At 26.8% G+C, this 14,825-nt stretch carries 15 protein-coding genes and 1 pseudogene; 12 read left to right on the top strand and 4 right to left on the bottom strand.

Annotation, left to right across the window (positions count from 1 at the left end; genetic code table 11):
- Positions 1-398 precede the first annotated feature (398 nt).
- From BM027_RS14535 to BM027_RS18040, 7 genes and pseudogenes are all read left to right on the top strand, one after another.
- Positions 399-851 carry an ASCH domain-containing protein gene (locus BM027_RS14535; protein WP_090093383.1) on the top strand — a complete coding sequence of 151 codons (453 nt, stop codon included), beginning with the start codon at positions 399-401 and terminating at the stop codon, positions 849-851.
- 462 nt (positions 852-1,313) lie between these two features.
- A complete protein-coding gene (locus BM027_RS14530) occupies positions 1,314-1,901 on the top strand; it encodes a cupin domain-containing protein (RefSeq protein ID WP_090093369.1) in 588 nt (195 codons plus the stop codon).
- Positions 1,902-2,422: 521 nt separating this feature from the next.
- The gene (locus BM027_RS14525) at positions 2,423-2,878 is read left to right on the top strand and encodes a DUF3990 domain-containing protein (RefSeq protein WP_090093367.1); all 456 of its coding nucleotides are present in this window, start codon (positions 2,423-2,425) and stop codon (positions 2,876-2,878) included.
- Positions 2,871-3,317, top strand: coding sequence for a hypothetical protein (locus BM027_RS14520; RefSeq protein WP_090093365.1), 447 nt, complete (start codon positions 2,871-2,873; stop codon positions 3,315-3,317). Before BM027_RS14525 ends, BM027_RS14520 begins: the two co-directional genes overlap by 8 nt.
- A gap of 449 nt (positions 3,318-3,766) precedes the next feature.
- Entirely contained in the window at positions 3,767-4,204 is a 438-nt protein-coding gene (gene mntA, locus BM027_RS14515) for a type VII toxin-antitoxin system MntA family adenylyltransferase antitoxin (protein ID WP_090093362.1), read from the top strand.
- Positions 4,194-4,622, top strand: coding sequence for a HepT-like ribonuclease domain-containing protein (locus BM027_RS14510; protein ID WP_090093359.1), 429 nt, complete (start codon positions 4,194-4,196; stop codon positions 4,620-4,622). Before mntA ends, BM027_RS14510 begins: the two co-directional genes overlap by 11 nt.
- A 417-nt stretch (positions 4,623-5,039) precedes the next feature.
- Positions 5,040-5,135, top strand: a pseudogene (locus BM027_RS18040) (alpha/beta hydrolase); the annotation flags it as partial.
- 256 nt (positions 5,136-5,391) lie between these two features.
- On the opposite strand, the gene BM027_RS14500 reads toward BM027_RS18040, so the two are convergent.
- Positions 5,392-6,462, bottom strand: coding sequence for a Fic family protein (locus BM027_RS14500; protein WP_242943344.1), 1,071 nt, complete (start codon positions 6,460-6,462; stop codon positions 5,392-5,394).
- A gap of 273 nt (positions 6,463-6,735) precedes the next feature.
- On the opposite strand from BM027_RS14500, the gene BM027_RS14495 reads away from it, so the two are divergent.
- Both BM027_RS14495 and BM027_RS14485 read left to right on the top strand, forming a co-directional pair.
- Positions 6,736-7,263 (top strand): PadR family transcriptional regulator, encoded by a 528-nt coding sequence (locus tag BM027_RS14495; protein ID WP_175560001.1) that lies wholly within the window; start codon positions 6,736-6,738, stop codon positions 7,261-7,263.
- A gap of 354 nt (positions 7,264-7,617) precedes the next feature.
- Positions 7,618-8,838, top strand: coding sequence for a glycosyltransferase (locus BM027_RS14485; protein WP_090093349.1), 1,221 nt, complete (start codon positions 7,618-7,620; stop codon positions 8,836-8,838).
- A 16-nt stretch (positions 8,839-8,854) separates the two neighbouring features.
- Here BM027_RS14485 and BM027_RS14480 read toward each other — a convergent pair whose 3' ends face one another.
- The gene (locus tag BM027_RS14480; RefSeq protein ID WP_090093346.1) at positions 8,855-9,664 is read right to left on the bottom strand and encodes a nitroreductase family protein; all 810 of its coding nucleotides are present in this window, start codon (positions 9,662-9,664) and stop codon (positions 8,855-8,857) included.
- A 167-nt stretch (positions 9,665-9,831) separates the two neighbouring features.
- Here BM027_RS14480 and BM027_RS14475 point away from each other — a divergent pair, with 167 nt between their 5' ends.
- From BM027_RS14475 to BM027_RS14465, 3 genes are all read left to right on the top strand, one after another.
- On the top strand, positions 9,832-10,191 hold the full coding sequence (locus BM027_RS14475) for a winged helix-turn-helix transcriptional regulator (protein WP_090093344.1): 360 nt from the start codon (positions 9,832-9,834) through the stop codon (positions 10,189-10,191).
- Between the two features lie 668 nt (positions 10,192-10,859).
- A complete protein-coding gene (cplR, locus tag BM027_RS14470) occupies positions 10,860-12,506 on the top strand; it encodes an ABC-F type ribosomal protection protein CplR (RefSeq protein WP_090093341.1) in 1,647 nt (548 codons plus the stop codon).
- 223 nt (positions 12,507-12,729) lie between these two features.
- On the top strand, positions 12,730-13,302 hold the full coding sequence (locus BM027_RS14465; RefSeq protein ID WP_090093339.1) for a hypothetical protein: 573 nt from the start codon (positions 12,730-12,732) through the stop codon (positions 13,300-13,302).
- A gap of 305 nt (positions 13,303-13,607) precedes the next feature.
- On the opposite strand, the gene BM027_RS18940 is transcribed toward BM027_RS14465, so the two are convergent.
- Together BM027_RS18940 and BM027_RS14455 are read right to left on the bottom strand one after the other, a co-directional pair.
- On the bottom strand, positions 13,608-13,838 hold the full coding sequence (locus BM027_RS18940) for a PD-(D/E)XK nuclease domain-containing protein (protein WP_175560000.1): 231 nt from the start codon (positions 13,836-13,838) through the stop codon (positions 13,608-13,610).
- Positions 13,839-14,323: 485 nt separating this feature from the next.
- On the bottom strand, positions 14,324-14,590 hold the full coding sequence (locus BM027_RS14455; protein WP_139209557.1) for a hypothetical protein: 267 nt from the start codon (positions 14,588-14,590) through the stop codon (positions 14,324-14,326).
- Positions 14,591-14,825: the final 235 nt, after the last annotated feature.

Genomic DNA, 14,825 nt, shown 5'->3' with positions numbered 1-14,825 from the left:
TTAATAAAATTCATTATTGCAAAGTTACTTGTTGCAATTGCTAAAAGTACAAATTCAATTTAAATGAACAAACTTTTTCAGAACATATATATATATGTTGAAATAAAAAATCTTCAACAAATTAAGTAGCTGTTGCACTTTTATTACACATTTAAATTTGCAACATATATATATAAACTAAAGAAAATATAGAAATTTTCAGTAAGAAAAGCATTGAGATTGTTTTTCATCTCATAATAAGAAACAAAAAAATTATAAATGGATATTTAAATAAACATTTACAAGCAAACTCACTTAAAAATTGAATATGTGGCATTTACAAAATATGTTATAATCAATTTAAAATAGTAAGATATTATGAAGCAAGGATTGTTTATATAATAGGAGGATAAAAATATATGACTGAAAAAGAAATGTGGAATTTATATACAAAAAATAACGATGTGAAAAATAAGACCTATGATGCTTGGTGTTTTGGTGGGGATGCTTCTTCAATCGCAAATGAACTTGCAAAACTTGTAGTAAACGGGATTAAAACTGCAACTGCATCAGCTTATCAATTATATGAAATTGAAAACAGTCCATTGCCACCAATAGGTGGTTTAAACATTATATTAGATTCTGATAATAATGCTGTTTGTATAACTGAAACAACTAAAGTTTATACTTGCCCATTTTTAGAAGTATCAGAAAGTCATGCTTTTAAGGAGGGTGAAGGGGATTTCTCCTTAGCATATTGGAGAAAGGTACATAAAGATTTTTTTTCAAAAGAACTAAAAGTATATGACCTCGATTTTGATGAAAATATGATTATTGTTTGTGAAGAATTTGAAGTAGTGTGGAAAGAATAAGCAACAATATTCTTATAAAACATAATAATAATTTATTTTGTATTAACGGGAGCTCAAATTTAAGTTTTGGCTATGTTTTAAAAGAGTGTTGATATTGTTATATAATAGCGAACTGGCATTGAAATTTGCTTTGTAGAACTCTTAAGTGAAAATCAAAATTTTATATTTTGTTTTTGAACTTACTCAGCGAATGCATATGAGTCGAGTTTCCTATGTGTATTTGACTGTCCATGAGCTTTATATCACAATATCAACACGGTTTTAAAACAAAGCGTAAATTTTAAACATTGGAGGAAAATAGTATGTCAGAAGATGTTAATTTATTTATGATTTGGATAGATAATGAAGTAGGCTACACAAAACCATATTGAGATAATACGAATTATCTACAACTAATACAGCACATTTGCAAAATCTAAAGCATATTATAATTTTGAAATGCTATAAGAAGGAAGAAATAATATGTATAATTATAGAATGTATTCATCAGATGATTCTCCTGATACATCAAGTTGTGACTCATACCACATATATAATAATAATTGGGACTATCCGTCTCCTTATTTCAGATGTGTTCCCTATACTAAACTTTTTGATGACACAAAGTTTAGTTCAAGATTTGATTCCTCACAGTTAGAAATGGACAATAACAAAATGGTATTGAAAGACTATGGTCCTAAGCCTTTAGTAATTAATATTGATAAAGCAACCAAGCAAAACAATAATTTCCGTACTGGTTTATGGACAGGAGATCATTTTCAAGTTACTTTGATGAGTATCAATGTTGGTGATGATATTGGTTTAGAGATTCATCCAGATACTGATCAGTTCATACGTATTGAACATGGACAAGCAGTTGTTAAAATGGGAAGAAGTAAAGAAAATTTAGATTTTCAAGTAAACGCCCATAATGACTTTGCAATCATGATACCTGCTGGTATGTGGCACAATGTTATCAATACAGGTGATAAACCACTTAAAGTATACGCTATCTATGCACCACCTCAACATCCACATGATGTAGTTAATGTTACTAAACCAGCAGAATAAGTTTACTTAAATAACTATCAATAATTAAGAATAAACAAATATTGTCTAACCCTATATGAATTTATAGTATAGAGTTAGACTTTTTTTATTATTACTATGATGTTTTTATATAATGATTTACTATAATGAAATAAAGAAAAATTCTAAATGTATTATTAAATGCACTGATAACTAAAACAAATAGGATATGTAACGTATTTTATTACAAAATAAGTTACTAATATTGTTACTAACATTGTAACAGTATTAGTAACAATAAATAATGCTAAAACCATTGCATCTAATAGTGTTTATAGCTTATATATCAGTTAAAATTCCAGCTTTTTTAATCATTTTATTGTTTAAAATTAGTTTCTTTAAATTTTGCTTATGAAACATTATAATGCCTTTTAAAAGTTTTGTAAGTAAAACTTCCAAAATTAGGACCTCTGGGGTAATGGTCGGGAGTTTAATAATATTTTGTGTAGTAACTAACACAATGATATAATAATACAGAGAAGCTTGATGGAGGTGAGTATTTTATGTTATATCATGCATCTGGAGAGGCTGTTGAATTTCCTGAGGTAAGAAAAAGTAAGTATACAAAAGATTTCTCATGGGGATTTTATTGTACAAATAATTTTGAACAAGCTAAGAAATGGGCAAGAAGAAACAGGGAGTATCCTACGATTAATTATTATACTTACACAGAAAATAAAGATCTTAATATATTAAAGTTTGAAGAAATGACAGATGAATGGTTAGACTTTATAGCTAAGTGTAGAAATGGATTTATACATGACTATGATATAGTAGATGGGCCTATGGCAGATGATACTGTATGGAATTATGTAAATGATTTTTTAAAAGGTGATATTTCTAGAAATGTCTTTTGGGAGTTAGCTAAATTTAAACATCCAACTCATCAAATAAGTTTTCATACATTAAAAGCGTTAGATTGCCTTAAGTTTGAGAGGAGTGAAATTATAAATGAATGATACTAACAAAAATGATTTGTTTTATATATGCTCATTAATAGAATTTATAGGTAGAAAAACTAAAAATAGAAGATCTGCAATTGTTGATATATTAGGCAAAAAAGAATTGAAAAGACAATTAGAGCTTGCAGATGTTAATCATTGTTTATCATTTGAACAAGTAAGTGATGAAATTATAGAGTATTTTAATATTGAAGATGGTGATTTTGATTCCGTTGGAATGTGTAAATATACTGTACCTAGCGTTCAAGCTATAGGAAAAGAATATCAAGGGTTAATTATTGATGTTATGCATAATGATAGTGATATAATAGATGTAATGTATGAGGTGTTTAAATCCTTTATTAGTGATGAAATCTCAGATTTTAATTCGTCTGTATATTATAGTAGTCCACAGTACTTAAAATATTCTTATTTAGAAGGTAAACTATTAGCATAAAAGGATTATACTCATGGTAACAATCACCATTATACAAATTATATTTTAAATTATTTGACAAATTTACATTAAAATTATACTTTTTACATAAAGGTTATACGACTGACGGAAGTGGAATAAACCACATGAATTATAACAAGTAATGAGTCCACTATCTGGACAAAAATCCAGATAGTGGACTTTTTATTGGTTCAATTTCATTTTACAACAAGTCAAAATATATTTTTAGGCAAATGGACTTGTTATTTTTTTGAATGTGCCTTATACAAATAAAAAGATCGAATGTAAACCAGATCAATTAGTACAATACTAAAAATGAAGAACTAGTAATACAGTTAGTAAAGCATGTGGGAATAAGAAGGAGTATATGTGCCACAGTAATTTTGTTTATAAATCAGCATTAGTGGTATATAATAACACTATAGAAGTCAATTATATGAGGTGTAGATATGAATTTAACTAAAAATAGTAATTTATATGGTAAAGATGAAATTATAAATATTCTAAAATCTGTACAAAGTATAGAATTATTTAAAAAACAAAACATAAATGCTATTATTTTATTTGGTAGTATTGTTACGGATAATTTTCAGGAATATTCTGATGTGGATATTGCTATTTTAAGTAAAGAAAAAAACAATCTTAATAAGATTATGGATTTAGAAGAAACATTGAGAAATATGTTAAATAGAGAAATAGATATTATCGATTTAAATAATGAGGACTTGGATTTAAGATTTAAAGTATCCGTATATGATACTGGAATGTTAATATATAATGATGAGTTAGACCTGTACACAAAGGATTATAATAAAACAGATATTATATATATAAACAATGAGGAATTTAGATTCTTTAGAGAAAGGGATGTGATATATGATGAATAGAGAAAGACTATATGATATTATAAAAAATATTAAAGAAACACTATCTCTTTTAGATAAAGCATTAATTAAATTAGAGGTTATAGATGATGAAGATATAAAAGAACTTATTAAATCATCAGTGAAACAAAGTTTTTTAGAATATTTTATTTTGATAGAAAGTTTTACATCGTTATGTTTAAAGGAATTAAAGCTGTATAGAATAAGTGATGATATGGAAAAATCACTAAAGAAACTATATGAAAATAATATTATTAGTGAAAGATTATATCTTTTTTTAAATCAATATAGAAGATATAGAAATAGAATAGCACATGTATATAAGCAGCCATCTGTAGAGGAAATTATTGAGTTTGTAAAAGATAATAAAACAAATATAAATGAAGTTATAAATATAATGACAGAAATTTATAAAAAATAAAAACAATAACTATAAGGCACATTCAATATTTTAGAAAGGATTTAGTAGAATATTCAGAACCACACCCAAGTTTTGTATTAGAAAACAAAGATTTAGCAAAATATGTTATAGCTCAAAATAAAACAAGATATAAACGTTGGACTAAAGTTTTAAGATTAAAATTAGACAATATAGATTGGTTTGATTGCCCTAATTGGTATAGAGAAGGAATTAAAAAATTGATACTTACTAGATGTGATATTATAGATTCTATTTAAAAGTCACATTATTTGTAACAAATTATGTTACAAATAATGTGACTTTTTCAATTTGTTTTGGTATAGTGTTGAAATTAGGGATAAAATTATATCCAGCTTCAGTAATTGCTGTCTATATATTTAAAAATCAAATCAAAATTTCAAATAAGGTGGTATAAAAATGAATAAATTAAAAGTAGAAAAAGTAAATTTTTATAGCGATGTACTTGGTAAAGAAATGTCAATGTTGGTGTATTTACCTGAATGCTATAATAGTTTAAGGCACATGAAAATAAATAACAAGTAAAAGATGCTTCCTTGCCTGATGTAAAATATACATTACATCTTGAACTTGTTATTTCTTTCATATCCCTTAATTAAAAATTTCTACTCTTTGAGTAAAGCACCGTAATAATTTCTGAGCTTAAAATTTTTGATAGCTTATCAATAATGTATAAGTATAATTATATCCCACCATTTGCATAATGTATAATTATAAATTGTGCAATTACTTAACTCTTACTTTTCTAAATTTATTTGTGCCTATTACTTTCTTTTACTAAATTAAACAACCTATCATTACAATAAACTCTTTCTCTTCCAATTTTCTGAGAAGATAAAAAATTATTTTCTTCTAATTGTTTTAAGTAACTTACTGCTGTTTTTCTACTTACTCTAAGTCCATCTTCAATATAGGAGATTTTAGTATAAAATTCAAAAAATAATAACTCTAATAATTCTTTTGAATATATTTGTGGTAACTTTTCTTTTAATTCTTCACTATAACTATTCATTTCTTCTACTATTCTTTTAACTAATTTAAAAGTTTCCAAAGAAGTTTCTTCAATACCTTGTAATATAAATATTACAAACCCTTCACAATTATTAGAATCATCTTGCATATCCTTTAATAGTTCATAATATGAAGCTTTATTTTCAAGAATATATTTACTTAAATATAATATTGGACTATCAAGTAATCCTTTAAGAACTAAATATAATACATTAAGTATTCTGCCTGTTCTTCCATTACCATCATAAAAAGGATGAATTGCTTCAAATTGATAATGTATAATAGCTAATTTTATCAATGGATCTACTTCATCTTGGTCTTCATTTATATAGATTTCTAAATTTGATAAATAATTTCTAACTTCTTCTTCAGATTGTGGTGGTGTATATACTACTTCTCCAGTTAAGGCATTTCTAAGAGCAGTTCCTGGTAACTTCCGTATTCCTGCTTTGCTTTCCTCAACTATACTTTGAATTTCAACTAACATATTAGTAGTTAAAAATTCATTTTTTTTAATTAATTCATATCCATGCCATAAGGCTGTTCTGTAATTTACAACTTCTTTTGCTGATAAAGTAGCCATCTTTTCATATGTAAGTGCTTTATACAAATCATCATGAGTAGTTATTATTTGCTCTATTTCAGAACTATCTTTCGCTTCATTTATATTAATAGCATTTATTAATATGTGTTTATTAGGTATTGTATCTGCATAACCTTTTAATTCTGCAAGTGCTCTATTTGTCTTTGCTAATTGCTTTAATATATCTATAGTATTAAAATCTACATCTAGTGGTAATTTTTTTAACATATTTATTTTCCCTTTCATCTTATATCATATATTCTAATATTATAGGCAATATCCTCTTAAATATTACCTATATCACTTTAATATAGGTAATATTTTTGTTTTTTTACCTATATTAAAGTCATATAGGTAATTATATATTAATTTTACTTGTTTTCATATCCTTTATATGAGTAATTATTATTTTGGATTGAATAATTTTACCAAATTCTATATTGACAAATATATCATATACTACTATACTTTATAGTAGTATAATAAATGGTGGTGATTAAATTGTCTTCAATAAATTTAATAATACTTGGCTATTTGCAAAACAAAGAAAAAAGTGCCTATGAAATGGTTAAAGAATTTGATAGCTGGAATCTTAGTAATTGGTTAAAGATCAGTGATCCGTCAATTTATAAAAATATAATTAAATTATGCGATAATGGATATTTAAATTCAAGAACTGTTAAAGAAGGTGAAATGCCTGAAAAAACATTATATTCAATGAATGAAAAGGGAAATACATATTTCAATGAACTAATGGAAGAAAGTTCAAAGCATATTGGAAAAGTTTATTTTGAATTTAATGCATTTTTTAATAATATAGAGCATTTACCAGAAGAAAAAAGAAAAGAATATCTTAAAAACTTCAAAAACAAGATAGAAGAACGTAGAGCGTTTGTAGCGTCAAGATATAATCATGAAAAACAGCACAATGAAATAACTGGTTCTGGATTTATTCTATTAGAACTATATAACGAATTTTATAGTGTTTTACAAAAATGGTCTGAAAAAGTTTTTGATCATTATAATTAATAATTTAAGGCATATTGAATTGTTATTTTTTTGAATGTGCCTAATGTCTCTAATAAATACTTATATTGAGAGACATTTTTTTGCCCCAACTACTATATTTTATAGTAGTTTATTATATACTAATACATCTTACATTTAGGAGGTTTGTCTTCAGGTATAAAGAAAAGTTATTTTAAAGATATTGATGCGAAATCGGCAGCAGAATTTATCCATAGTGCCTTTTTCAATTTCATTTTTTTCATGAACTTTTTAAGAGAAAAACTTTCTGATAACGAACTAAAATATAAGATTATCCCATTTATAGATTTTTTCATAAATGGGATAAGAAAAATTTAATTTAAGGAGATGGTTAATTTGAAAAAAATATTATTTGCTCCTGGAATAGCCGCTATTGAAGCTTTAGGAAGTATAACCAGATTAATTGCAATAGCAGATGAAATAAAAAAAAGACAGAAAGACTGCAGCATAATATTTAGAGCTGCAGGAAGAGAAGCAGATTATGCCGCATCTTGTGGATATGAAGTTGTACAAGGATATAAACCTAAGTTCGATTTGCAAAAGTTGTTTAAGCAAAACAGCAATAACGATATTAAAGGCAATTCATCTCATAATTTTTCTATCAGCAGTGTATGTGATGTAATAAGGCTTAAAGGTCTTATTTCCAAAGAATATGTACAAAATACCTTTAAAGAAGAAATGGTCTTAGTACAAAGTTTTAAGCCAGATCTGATATTCGGGGAATTTGAAACAGTTATGCCTATAGTTGCAAAGAAAATGGACATACCCTATTTTTGTACAGGGGGTACTCCAAGCAAGAAAGACTTCTGTTACTTTGGATTTTCTAATAAAACTGAATACGGATATGCAGAAGATTATAATGAACTCTTAAAGACTTTAAATTTAAAAACTATAGAAAACATATGCGAACTTAATCAAGACTATAACTGCAGCAAAGTTTTCGTTCCAAGCATACCTGAACTGGAGAATTTAAAAGACAGCTCAAAATATATATTTTTAGGCTCAGTGACACCTAAGAATTTTATAAAATCAGATTTTAACTTTGAAAAGAAGCGCCCACTAATATACGTATATTTAAGCGCTGGTGAAATAAAGCCGGATGTATATCAAAAGGTGATTTTAGACACATTTTCAGGTTCGGAATTTGATGTTATAGTCACAGCAGGAGGAAACCCTCACTTTAAAAGCAGTGTGAGCTCTAATACTAGTAATGTACACTTTATGAATATGGTTCCATCAGATAAGGTTATAAAAATGACAGATATAGCTATTCATCACGGCGGTCAAAATACCACTGTACAATGCATTGAAAATGAGGTACCTTCAATTATTTTTCCTGGAAAACATTTCGAACGTTATTTTAATGCCGAAAAAGCTTCTGAAATAGGCTGTGCACTAAATCCAGGCATAAATAATTTTAGTAAGGAATTTCTTTTAAAAACATGTAGAAAAATTATTAAAGACAATGCATTTAAACAAAATCTCAAGATATATTCAGATAAAATAAAATGCTGCGGCGGTGCGTCTAAAGCTGCCGATTTTATTTTAAATTATTAAATTTATTTTAAAGTTGTTAGTTAATAAATGTAACATCTAATGGATTTCTGTCTACGAGTTTCTTATATTTATATTTGGGATATCCAACCATAACAGCACCTGTTATAACTCTGTCTTCAGGTATATTAAATAGAGAAAGCAGTGGTAAATAGTTGGAAAATGCACACATTTCAAATAATCCAGCCCAGCAAGAACCAAGTCCAATGGTAGTTGCATATAGTTCAGCATAAGTAAGCTGAGAAATAGTATTTTCTCTTCCATTTTTAAAGTCTTTTGGAGCTGTTGCTAAGATAAGATGTGGAGCATTACGTAACACAGTATCCATTCCGGTAGTCTTATAAGTTTGAACATGCCTTGGAAAACTCCAATGAGATGGATTTTTAAGTTGCTTTTCCATCCAATCATAAATAATTTTTATAGCCTTTTCCAATATCTTTTTGTTTTCCACTATTATATAAGAAATGCCTTGGCTATTACTGGCAGTAGGTGCATAATGTGCAATATTAATTAATTCTAATAATTTTTCTCTAGGTACAGGTGCATCTTTATAACAACGTATTGAACGACGAGATCTAAGAAAATGCTCTGCAGTTTTTGAATTTATAACTGGAAAGTTTTCTATATCAGTTTGATCAGCTATAGGTGATTTTATATTATCTAGTGCTCCACTTGGACATGCAGCTACACATTGTCCACAAGCAATACAGTTATTTGCATTAGTTACATTAGGTCCAGTTTTGTCTATAGATAAAACTCCACTTGGACATACTTTTGAACAAATTCCACATTTAATACATTTTGATTGATTTACATTAATTAAATTCATTAAATTTCACTCCTAGTTTGTTAACAATATTTGCTTCACATTCAAGTTCCTATGATATAATACAATTTATATGATTATGTTGATATTATCAAGTACGCACTTTTGGGGAACGCGGTTCCCATTTGTATACCATATAGAATTGATTGAAGATATATGAAGGAGTAAAAATGATAAAATTTAAAGGCATTGAATATAATTGTTCTATGGAATTAACATTAGATATTATAGGCGGTAAATGGAAATCTATTATTATTTGGCATTTAGGTAAAAAAACTATGCGTTTTAATGAATTAAAAAGAAGTTTACCTAATATTACACAAAAAATGTTAACTCAACAGCTTAGAGCATTAGAAGAAAGCAAGTTAATTAATAGGGTTATTTATAATCAAGTTCCACCTAAAGTGGAATATTCCCTTACTGATTATGGAAGAAGTCTTTTACCAGTTCTAACTGATCTATGTGAGTGGGCAATTAACTATTCTAATTTAATTAGATGTGAAAATACATACACACAAGAAACAAAATAAGAATAATAAACAACTAAAAAATTGTTATAGTATTACATTATTTTAGAAATGGACAGGGCATGTTCTATCATTACATATTACACAATTCTTGTAAGCTGTGAATGATAGCAAAGTGTAGTTTTAATATTGGATAGTTATAGCAATAGTGATATAATAAAACTATATTAAAGAAAGGGTAAGGTAATTTCAACTATGAGAATGTAATCTACAATAAAGACTTAATGTATAACAACAAAATTGAATTCATGTGTATAAGTGGTGTTTTATAAAGATCATAGTATTTTTATGAGCTAATTTTATTCTAGTGAATTTAAAAACCTAACTTTAAAGGTATTATTGTTATGCTTAAATTTAAGGAGAGTAGATTATAATCTAATAAGTAATGATGTTACCATGTATTAATCTAAAAGTAAGCTATGAATTTTAGGGCTTAATAGCCTAATTTATAAAAAAAGTTTTACATTTAAATAATACAAATTACTCAAAGATAATATAGTGGGCTAAAGTTCTTTAAAGAGATATAAAAATTTATAATTGTAGATTATAAATTTATTTGGCAAACATATATGAGTAAGGGTTTGGATGTTTAGTTATAAACATCTAAATTAAATTTTCATTAACTAAAATAGATATATACTCTCTCCTATTAAACTAGGAGGGATTTTTTTATGCAATTAGCAAAATTAGATAAGATAAAGAAGTATTATGGAGATAGATTAATTTTAGATATTAAAGGGTTTGAAATTTTAGAAGAAGATAGGATTGGAATAGTTGGGGAAAATGGAGCTGGCAAAACAACTATGTTAAATATATTAATGAAAAATATTGAACCAGATGAAGGACAAATCTTTTTGACTGAGAGTTATTCATATATAAGCCAAATGGAAGAATATTTTGGTGAATGTGAAGAAAGCAAGGTTAAAAAATTATTTGATGCACCAGATAAATATGAAGATTTTTTATCGGGAGGAGAAAAAATTAAATTAAAAATATCAAAGGCTTTAAGTGAAAATAAAAAACTTATAATAGCAGATGAACCTACTTCAAATTTAGATAGTAAAAGTATTAAAGTACTTGAAGATATGTTAAAAAATTATAAAGGAGCATTATTACTAGTATCTCATGATAGAGAAATTTTAGATTCACTATGCAATACTATTGTTCAAATAGAAGATGGGAAAATATCAGTATACAAAGGGAATTATTCTAAGTATTTAGAATTAAAAAGAGAAGAAAGAAAAAGAGAAGAAATTGAACATAATGAATATTTAAATGCAAAAATAAGACTTAAGAATGCAATTATAGGAAAAGAAGAATTAAGAAACAGTATAAAAAAGACTCCAAAGAGAATGGGCAATTCAGAGGCAAGGCTTCATAAAATGGGAGGACAAAAACAAAAAAGAAAAATTGATAAAAATATAAAGGCATTAAAAAGTAGAATTGATCATTTAGAAGTTAAAGAAAAACCAAAAACTATAAGTGAAACTAAAATAAATATACAAGCTGGTATGGAGATAATATCTAAAAACATTATAGAGGTTAATAATCTGAATTTATCTGTAGAGAATAAGTTATTAATAAAAAATGCTACTTTTAAAGTTAAAAGAGGGCGTAAAGTAGGAATAATAGGTGATAATGGATGTGGGAAAACTACTTTATTAAATGAAATACTAAAAAAAGAAAATGACAATATAAAAATTGCGAGTAGAGTAACCATAGGATATTTCGATCAAAGCCAAAGTATATTACAAAAAGAAAAAAGTATTTTAGAGAATGTGAGAGAAAACTGTTCATATGATCAGGGCTTTGTAAGAATTAACTTAGATAACTTTGGATTTAAAGGGGATGAGGTTTACAAACTTGTAAGTTCATTAAGTGGTGGCGAAAAGGTCAAGGTAGCTCTCTGCAAAATACTACTAAGTGATAACAATATTCTAATATTAGATGAACCAACGAATTATTTAGATATTAAAGCTATGGAAGCCTTGGAAAAAGCATTGATAAGCACAGAAAAAACAGTAATTATAGTATGTCATGATAGAAAATTTATAGGAAATATATGTGACTATATAATTGAAATAAAAGATAATAGTATAAATGAGTTTCACGGAAGTTATAAAGAATATATTAACGAAAAGAATAAACCTAAAATAAACAAAGCTGAAAAAATAAATAAAGATAAATTGTTGCTATTGCAAAATAAACTTTCTGAAGTAATTTCTCTTTTGTCAATAGAAAATGATGTATCTAAAAAAGAAAAATTAGAGTATGAATATAAGCAATTATTAAAAGATATAAGGGTATTAAAAAATTAATATAAGGCTCAATTTTAAAACCATGTTGGTATAAGTATACCTTTAGCAACATATAAAGTGAAACTTTTTAGGTGGAGTTTTGTATACTCCAGCTGAATTTAGTTGAACTTATCCAGGAGCGTGCAGCCGTTATCGCCCACTTGAAGAAGAGGGAGTGTTACGGATGCTAGCTATCGGATAAAAAATGTAAGAATTAAATCACAAGAGTAAAAGGAGAAAAAAGATGAAAAAATTTGATTTTAAAAGTATAGTTGTAGGCTTAGTGATTGGTATAATAGGATTTTCCATTGTTTTTGCAGCAGGAGAAAGAAAACTAGCAACTATTAGTGAGAAAAAGGTTGCGACTGTTCCTGTAGCAGAAGAAACAGAAGGAATAAAATCAGCAAATATTAATAATGATAAAGTATATTTTAATGGAAATGAGATAAAGTTAAAAAATCCTTTAGTTACAATTGTAAAAGATGGGAGTTCTGAAGCCCAATTATATATGCCGATGAGCGAATTGCTAGAATATATGCATTTCAAAGTTGAATGGAATAGCGATGATAGTTCTGTATATTTGACTATGAACGGTCAAAATAACCAAAAAAACATGGAGGTTACACCTGATATTTCAAAAAATCAAGCAGATACAGAAGCTATAGAAATCATACAGAAAACAGGAAATTGGTCATATATTGAGAAATATATCCCCGATATGTCTTCTAATGGTATTGAAAGAGCTGTCGAAATATATAACTCAAAGCATATAAATATATCTGAACATAAAAAAGCATCTGATTATATAAAGAATTAACCAATAAATAGTCAATGAAAACTCAGTTATTAGTTTTGTGCCTAAAATGCCATTTTGAGAAATAAGGCTAGTAAATAAACTCCAATTTAGTGATAAGATACAGATGCTATTATTATTACACTAGTAACAAAACACGTAACTAAGAAAGTCACATAATTTGTAACATAAAATGTTACAAATTATGTGACCTTTTATAACGTTATAGGCTGAATAAGGCACATGAAAATAAATAACAAGTCCAAAGTTGCCATGGATATTTTTCATCAGGCAAGGAGACGAATTGCCCTCATAGCGGGTCTATTAGGTCAATTTGCCGACGCAGCATGATGCAAAATAGGCTGGCAAATGGACTTGTTATTTTTTTGAATGTGCCTAATTATCGTCTCTATATTCTTTTTGTCAAAACTAGTATTATATCTATTTTTAAAAGCTGTACTATTTCTTATGATATTTTCTTTATCATATACAAAGAAAAATATATTAGTATATTTATAATGAAATATATCTCCTTGTCTGACGCAAAATATACATTGCATCTTTGACTTGTAATACCTTTAGAACATCTGAATATTCAAAATTAGCTGTAGTAAATTTATACGCTTGCTCTAAAATTTCTTTAGGTACTTCGTTTATTTTTGAATTATCTGTATATAATAAAGTACAAATACTTAAGCATATATATTGCATTAACTGAGGTGATGTTAGACTTTCAATAGCTATACTTTTTGCTATATCATCTTTTATTTTAATATTAAGCTTTTCAAACCCTTTTATTGCAATTTTCTCTAGTTCTTCATTCTTCCAAGGCTTTATATTAATTAAACTTAATCTTCCTGTTAAATCAGCATTTTTTCTTAGTGCATCATCTGCTCTGTAAGGTAATGATACAACAATTGCCTTAAATTCTTTTCTTATTGCATCTTTTAGCTGCTGTGCATTATGAATTAGACTCTGAGAGATTGAACACTATATGGCTTTTACTTATGTTGCTAAATTATTTAATATATATGTTCTAATTAAATTAATAAAATTCATCCAAAAATCCACTGGAGAATTTATTACATGTATTTTTCAATGACTCTGATACTAAAAATGCTCGAATACTTTCCTCATAACTTATACCATCTTTACCACCTAGAAAATTTTTTATTTTATTGGATGGTATTTGAGCAATTATTTCAATATAAGCAATTGAAAATTCAAAATTTTTAATTAGATCATTTAATATTTTAACTAATCCTGACATGTCTGGATCATCTGCTGTGTAAGATTCTTTAAAACGCATCAATTTGATATCACTCCTTTACATATATAGGTAAATTATACACAATAATATAAAATATTCAAAAAAAATAGAGCTAAACCTTTTAATGCATAGCTCTATTTTTTTGAATATTTTCTAGAATGAACCTTGTTTATATCAATTAAAATTAGTTAATAAAATTCAAAATCTAAATCTTTTGTTGTGCAGATGTAACTGTTATCTCTAACACTCTAGTTAAAAAAGAGAACTTTTCTTTCAT

It is taken from the genome of Clostridium uliginosum (assembly GCF_900112485.1).
GTDB lineage: Bacteria > Bacillota > Clostridia > Clostridiales > Clostridiaceae > Clostridium > Clostridium uliginosum.
Note: the sequence above shows the minus strand (reverse complement) of the source record. Positions and strands in the feature narration are given on the sequence as shown.

What these genes read in the sequence shown, in the direction of transcription:
- BM027_RS14465 (WP_090093339.1), top strand. Translation starts at nt 12,730, where the DNA reads ATGAAAAAATTTGATTTTAAAAGTATAGTTGTAGGCTTAGTGATTGGT.
- BM027_RS14475 (WP_090093344.1), top strand. Translation starts at nt 9,832, where the DNA reads ATGATAAAATTTAAAGGCATTGAATATAATTGTTCTATGGAATTAACA.
- BM027_RS14525 (WP_090093367.1), top strand. Translation starts at nt 2,423, where the DNA reads ATGTTATATCATGCATCTGGAGAGGCTGTTGAATTTCCTGAGGTAAGA.
- BM027_RS14510 (WP_090093359.1), top strand. Translation starts at nt 4,194, where the DNA reads ATGATGAATAGAGAAAGACTATATGATATTATAAAAAATATTAAAGAA.
- BM027_RS18940 (WP_175560000.1), bottom strand. Translation starts at nt 13,838, where the DNA reads ATGCAATGTATATTTTGCGTCAGACAAGGAGATATATTTCATTATAAA.
- mntA (WP_090093362.1), top strand. Translation starts at nt 3,767, where the DNA reads ATGAATTTAACTAAAAATAGTAATTTATATGGTAAAGATGAAATTATA.
- BM027_RS14520 (WP_090093365.1), top strand. Translation starts at nt 2,871, where the DNA reads ATGAATGATACTAACAAAAATGATTTGTTTTATATATGCTCATTAATA.
- BM027_RS14500 (WP_242943344.1), bottom strand. Translation starts at nt 6,462, where the DNA reads ATGTTAAAAAAATTACCACTAGATGTAGATTTTAATACTATAGATATA.
- BM027_RS14535 (WP_090093383.1), top strand. Translation starts at nt 399, where the DNA reads ATGACTGAAAAAGAAATGTGGAATTTATATACAAAAAATAACGATGTG.
- BM027_RS14530 (WP_090093369.1), top strand. Translation starts at nt 1,314, where the DNA reads ATGTATAATTATAGAATGTATTCATCAGATGATTCTCCTGATACATCA.
- cplR (WP_090093341.1), top strand. Translation starts at nt 10,860, where the DNA reads ATGCAATTAGCAAAATTAGATAAGATAAAGAAGTATTATGGAGATAGA.
- BM027_RS14480 (WP_090093346.1), bottom strand. Translation starts at nt 9,664, where the DNA reads ATGAATTTAATTAATGTAAATCAATCAAAATGTATTAAATGTGGAATT.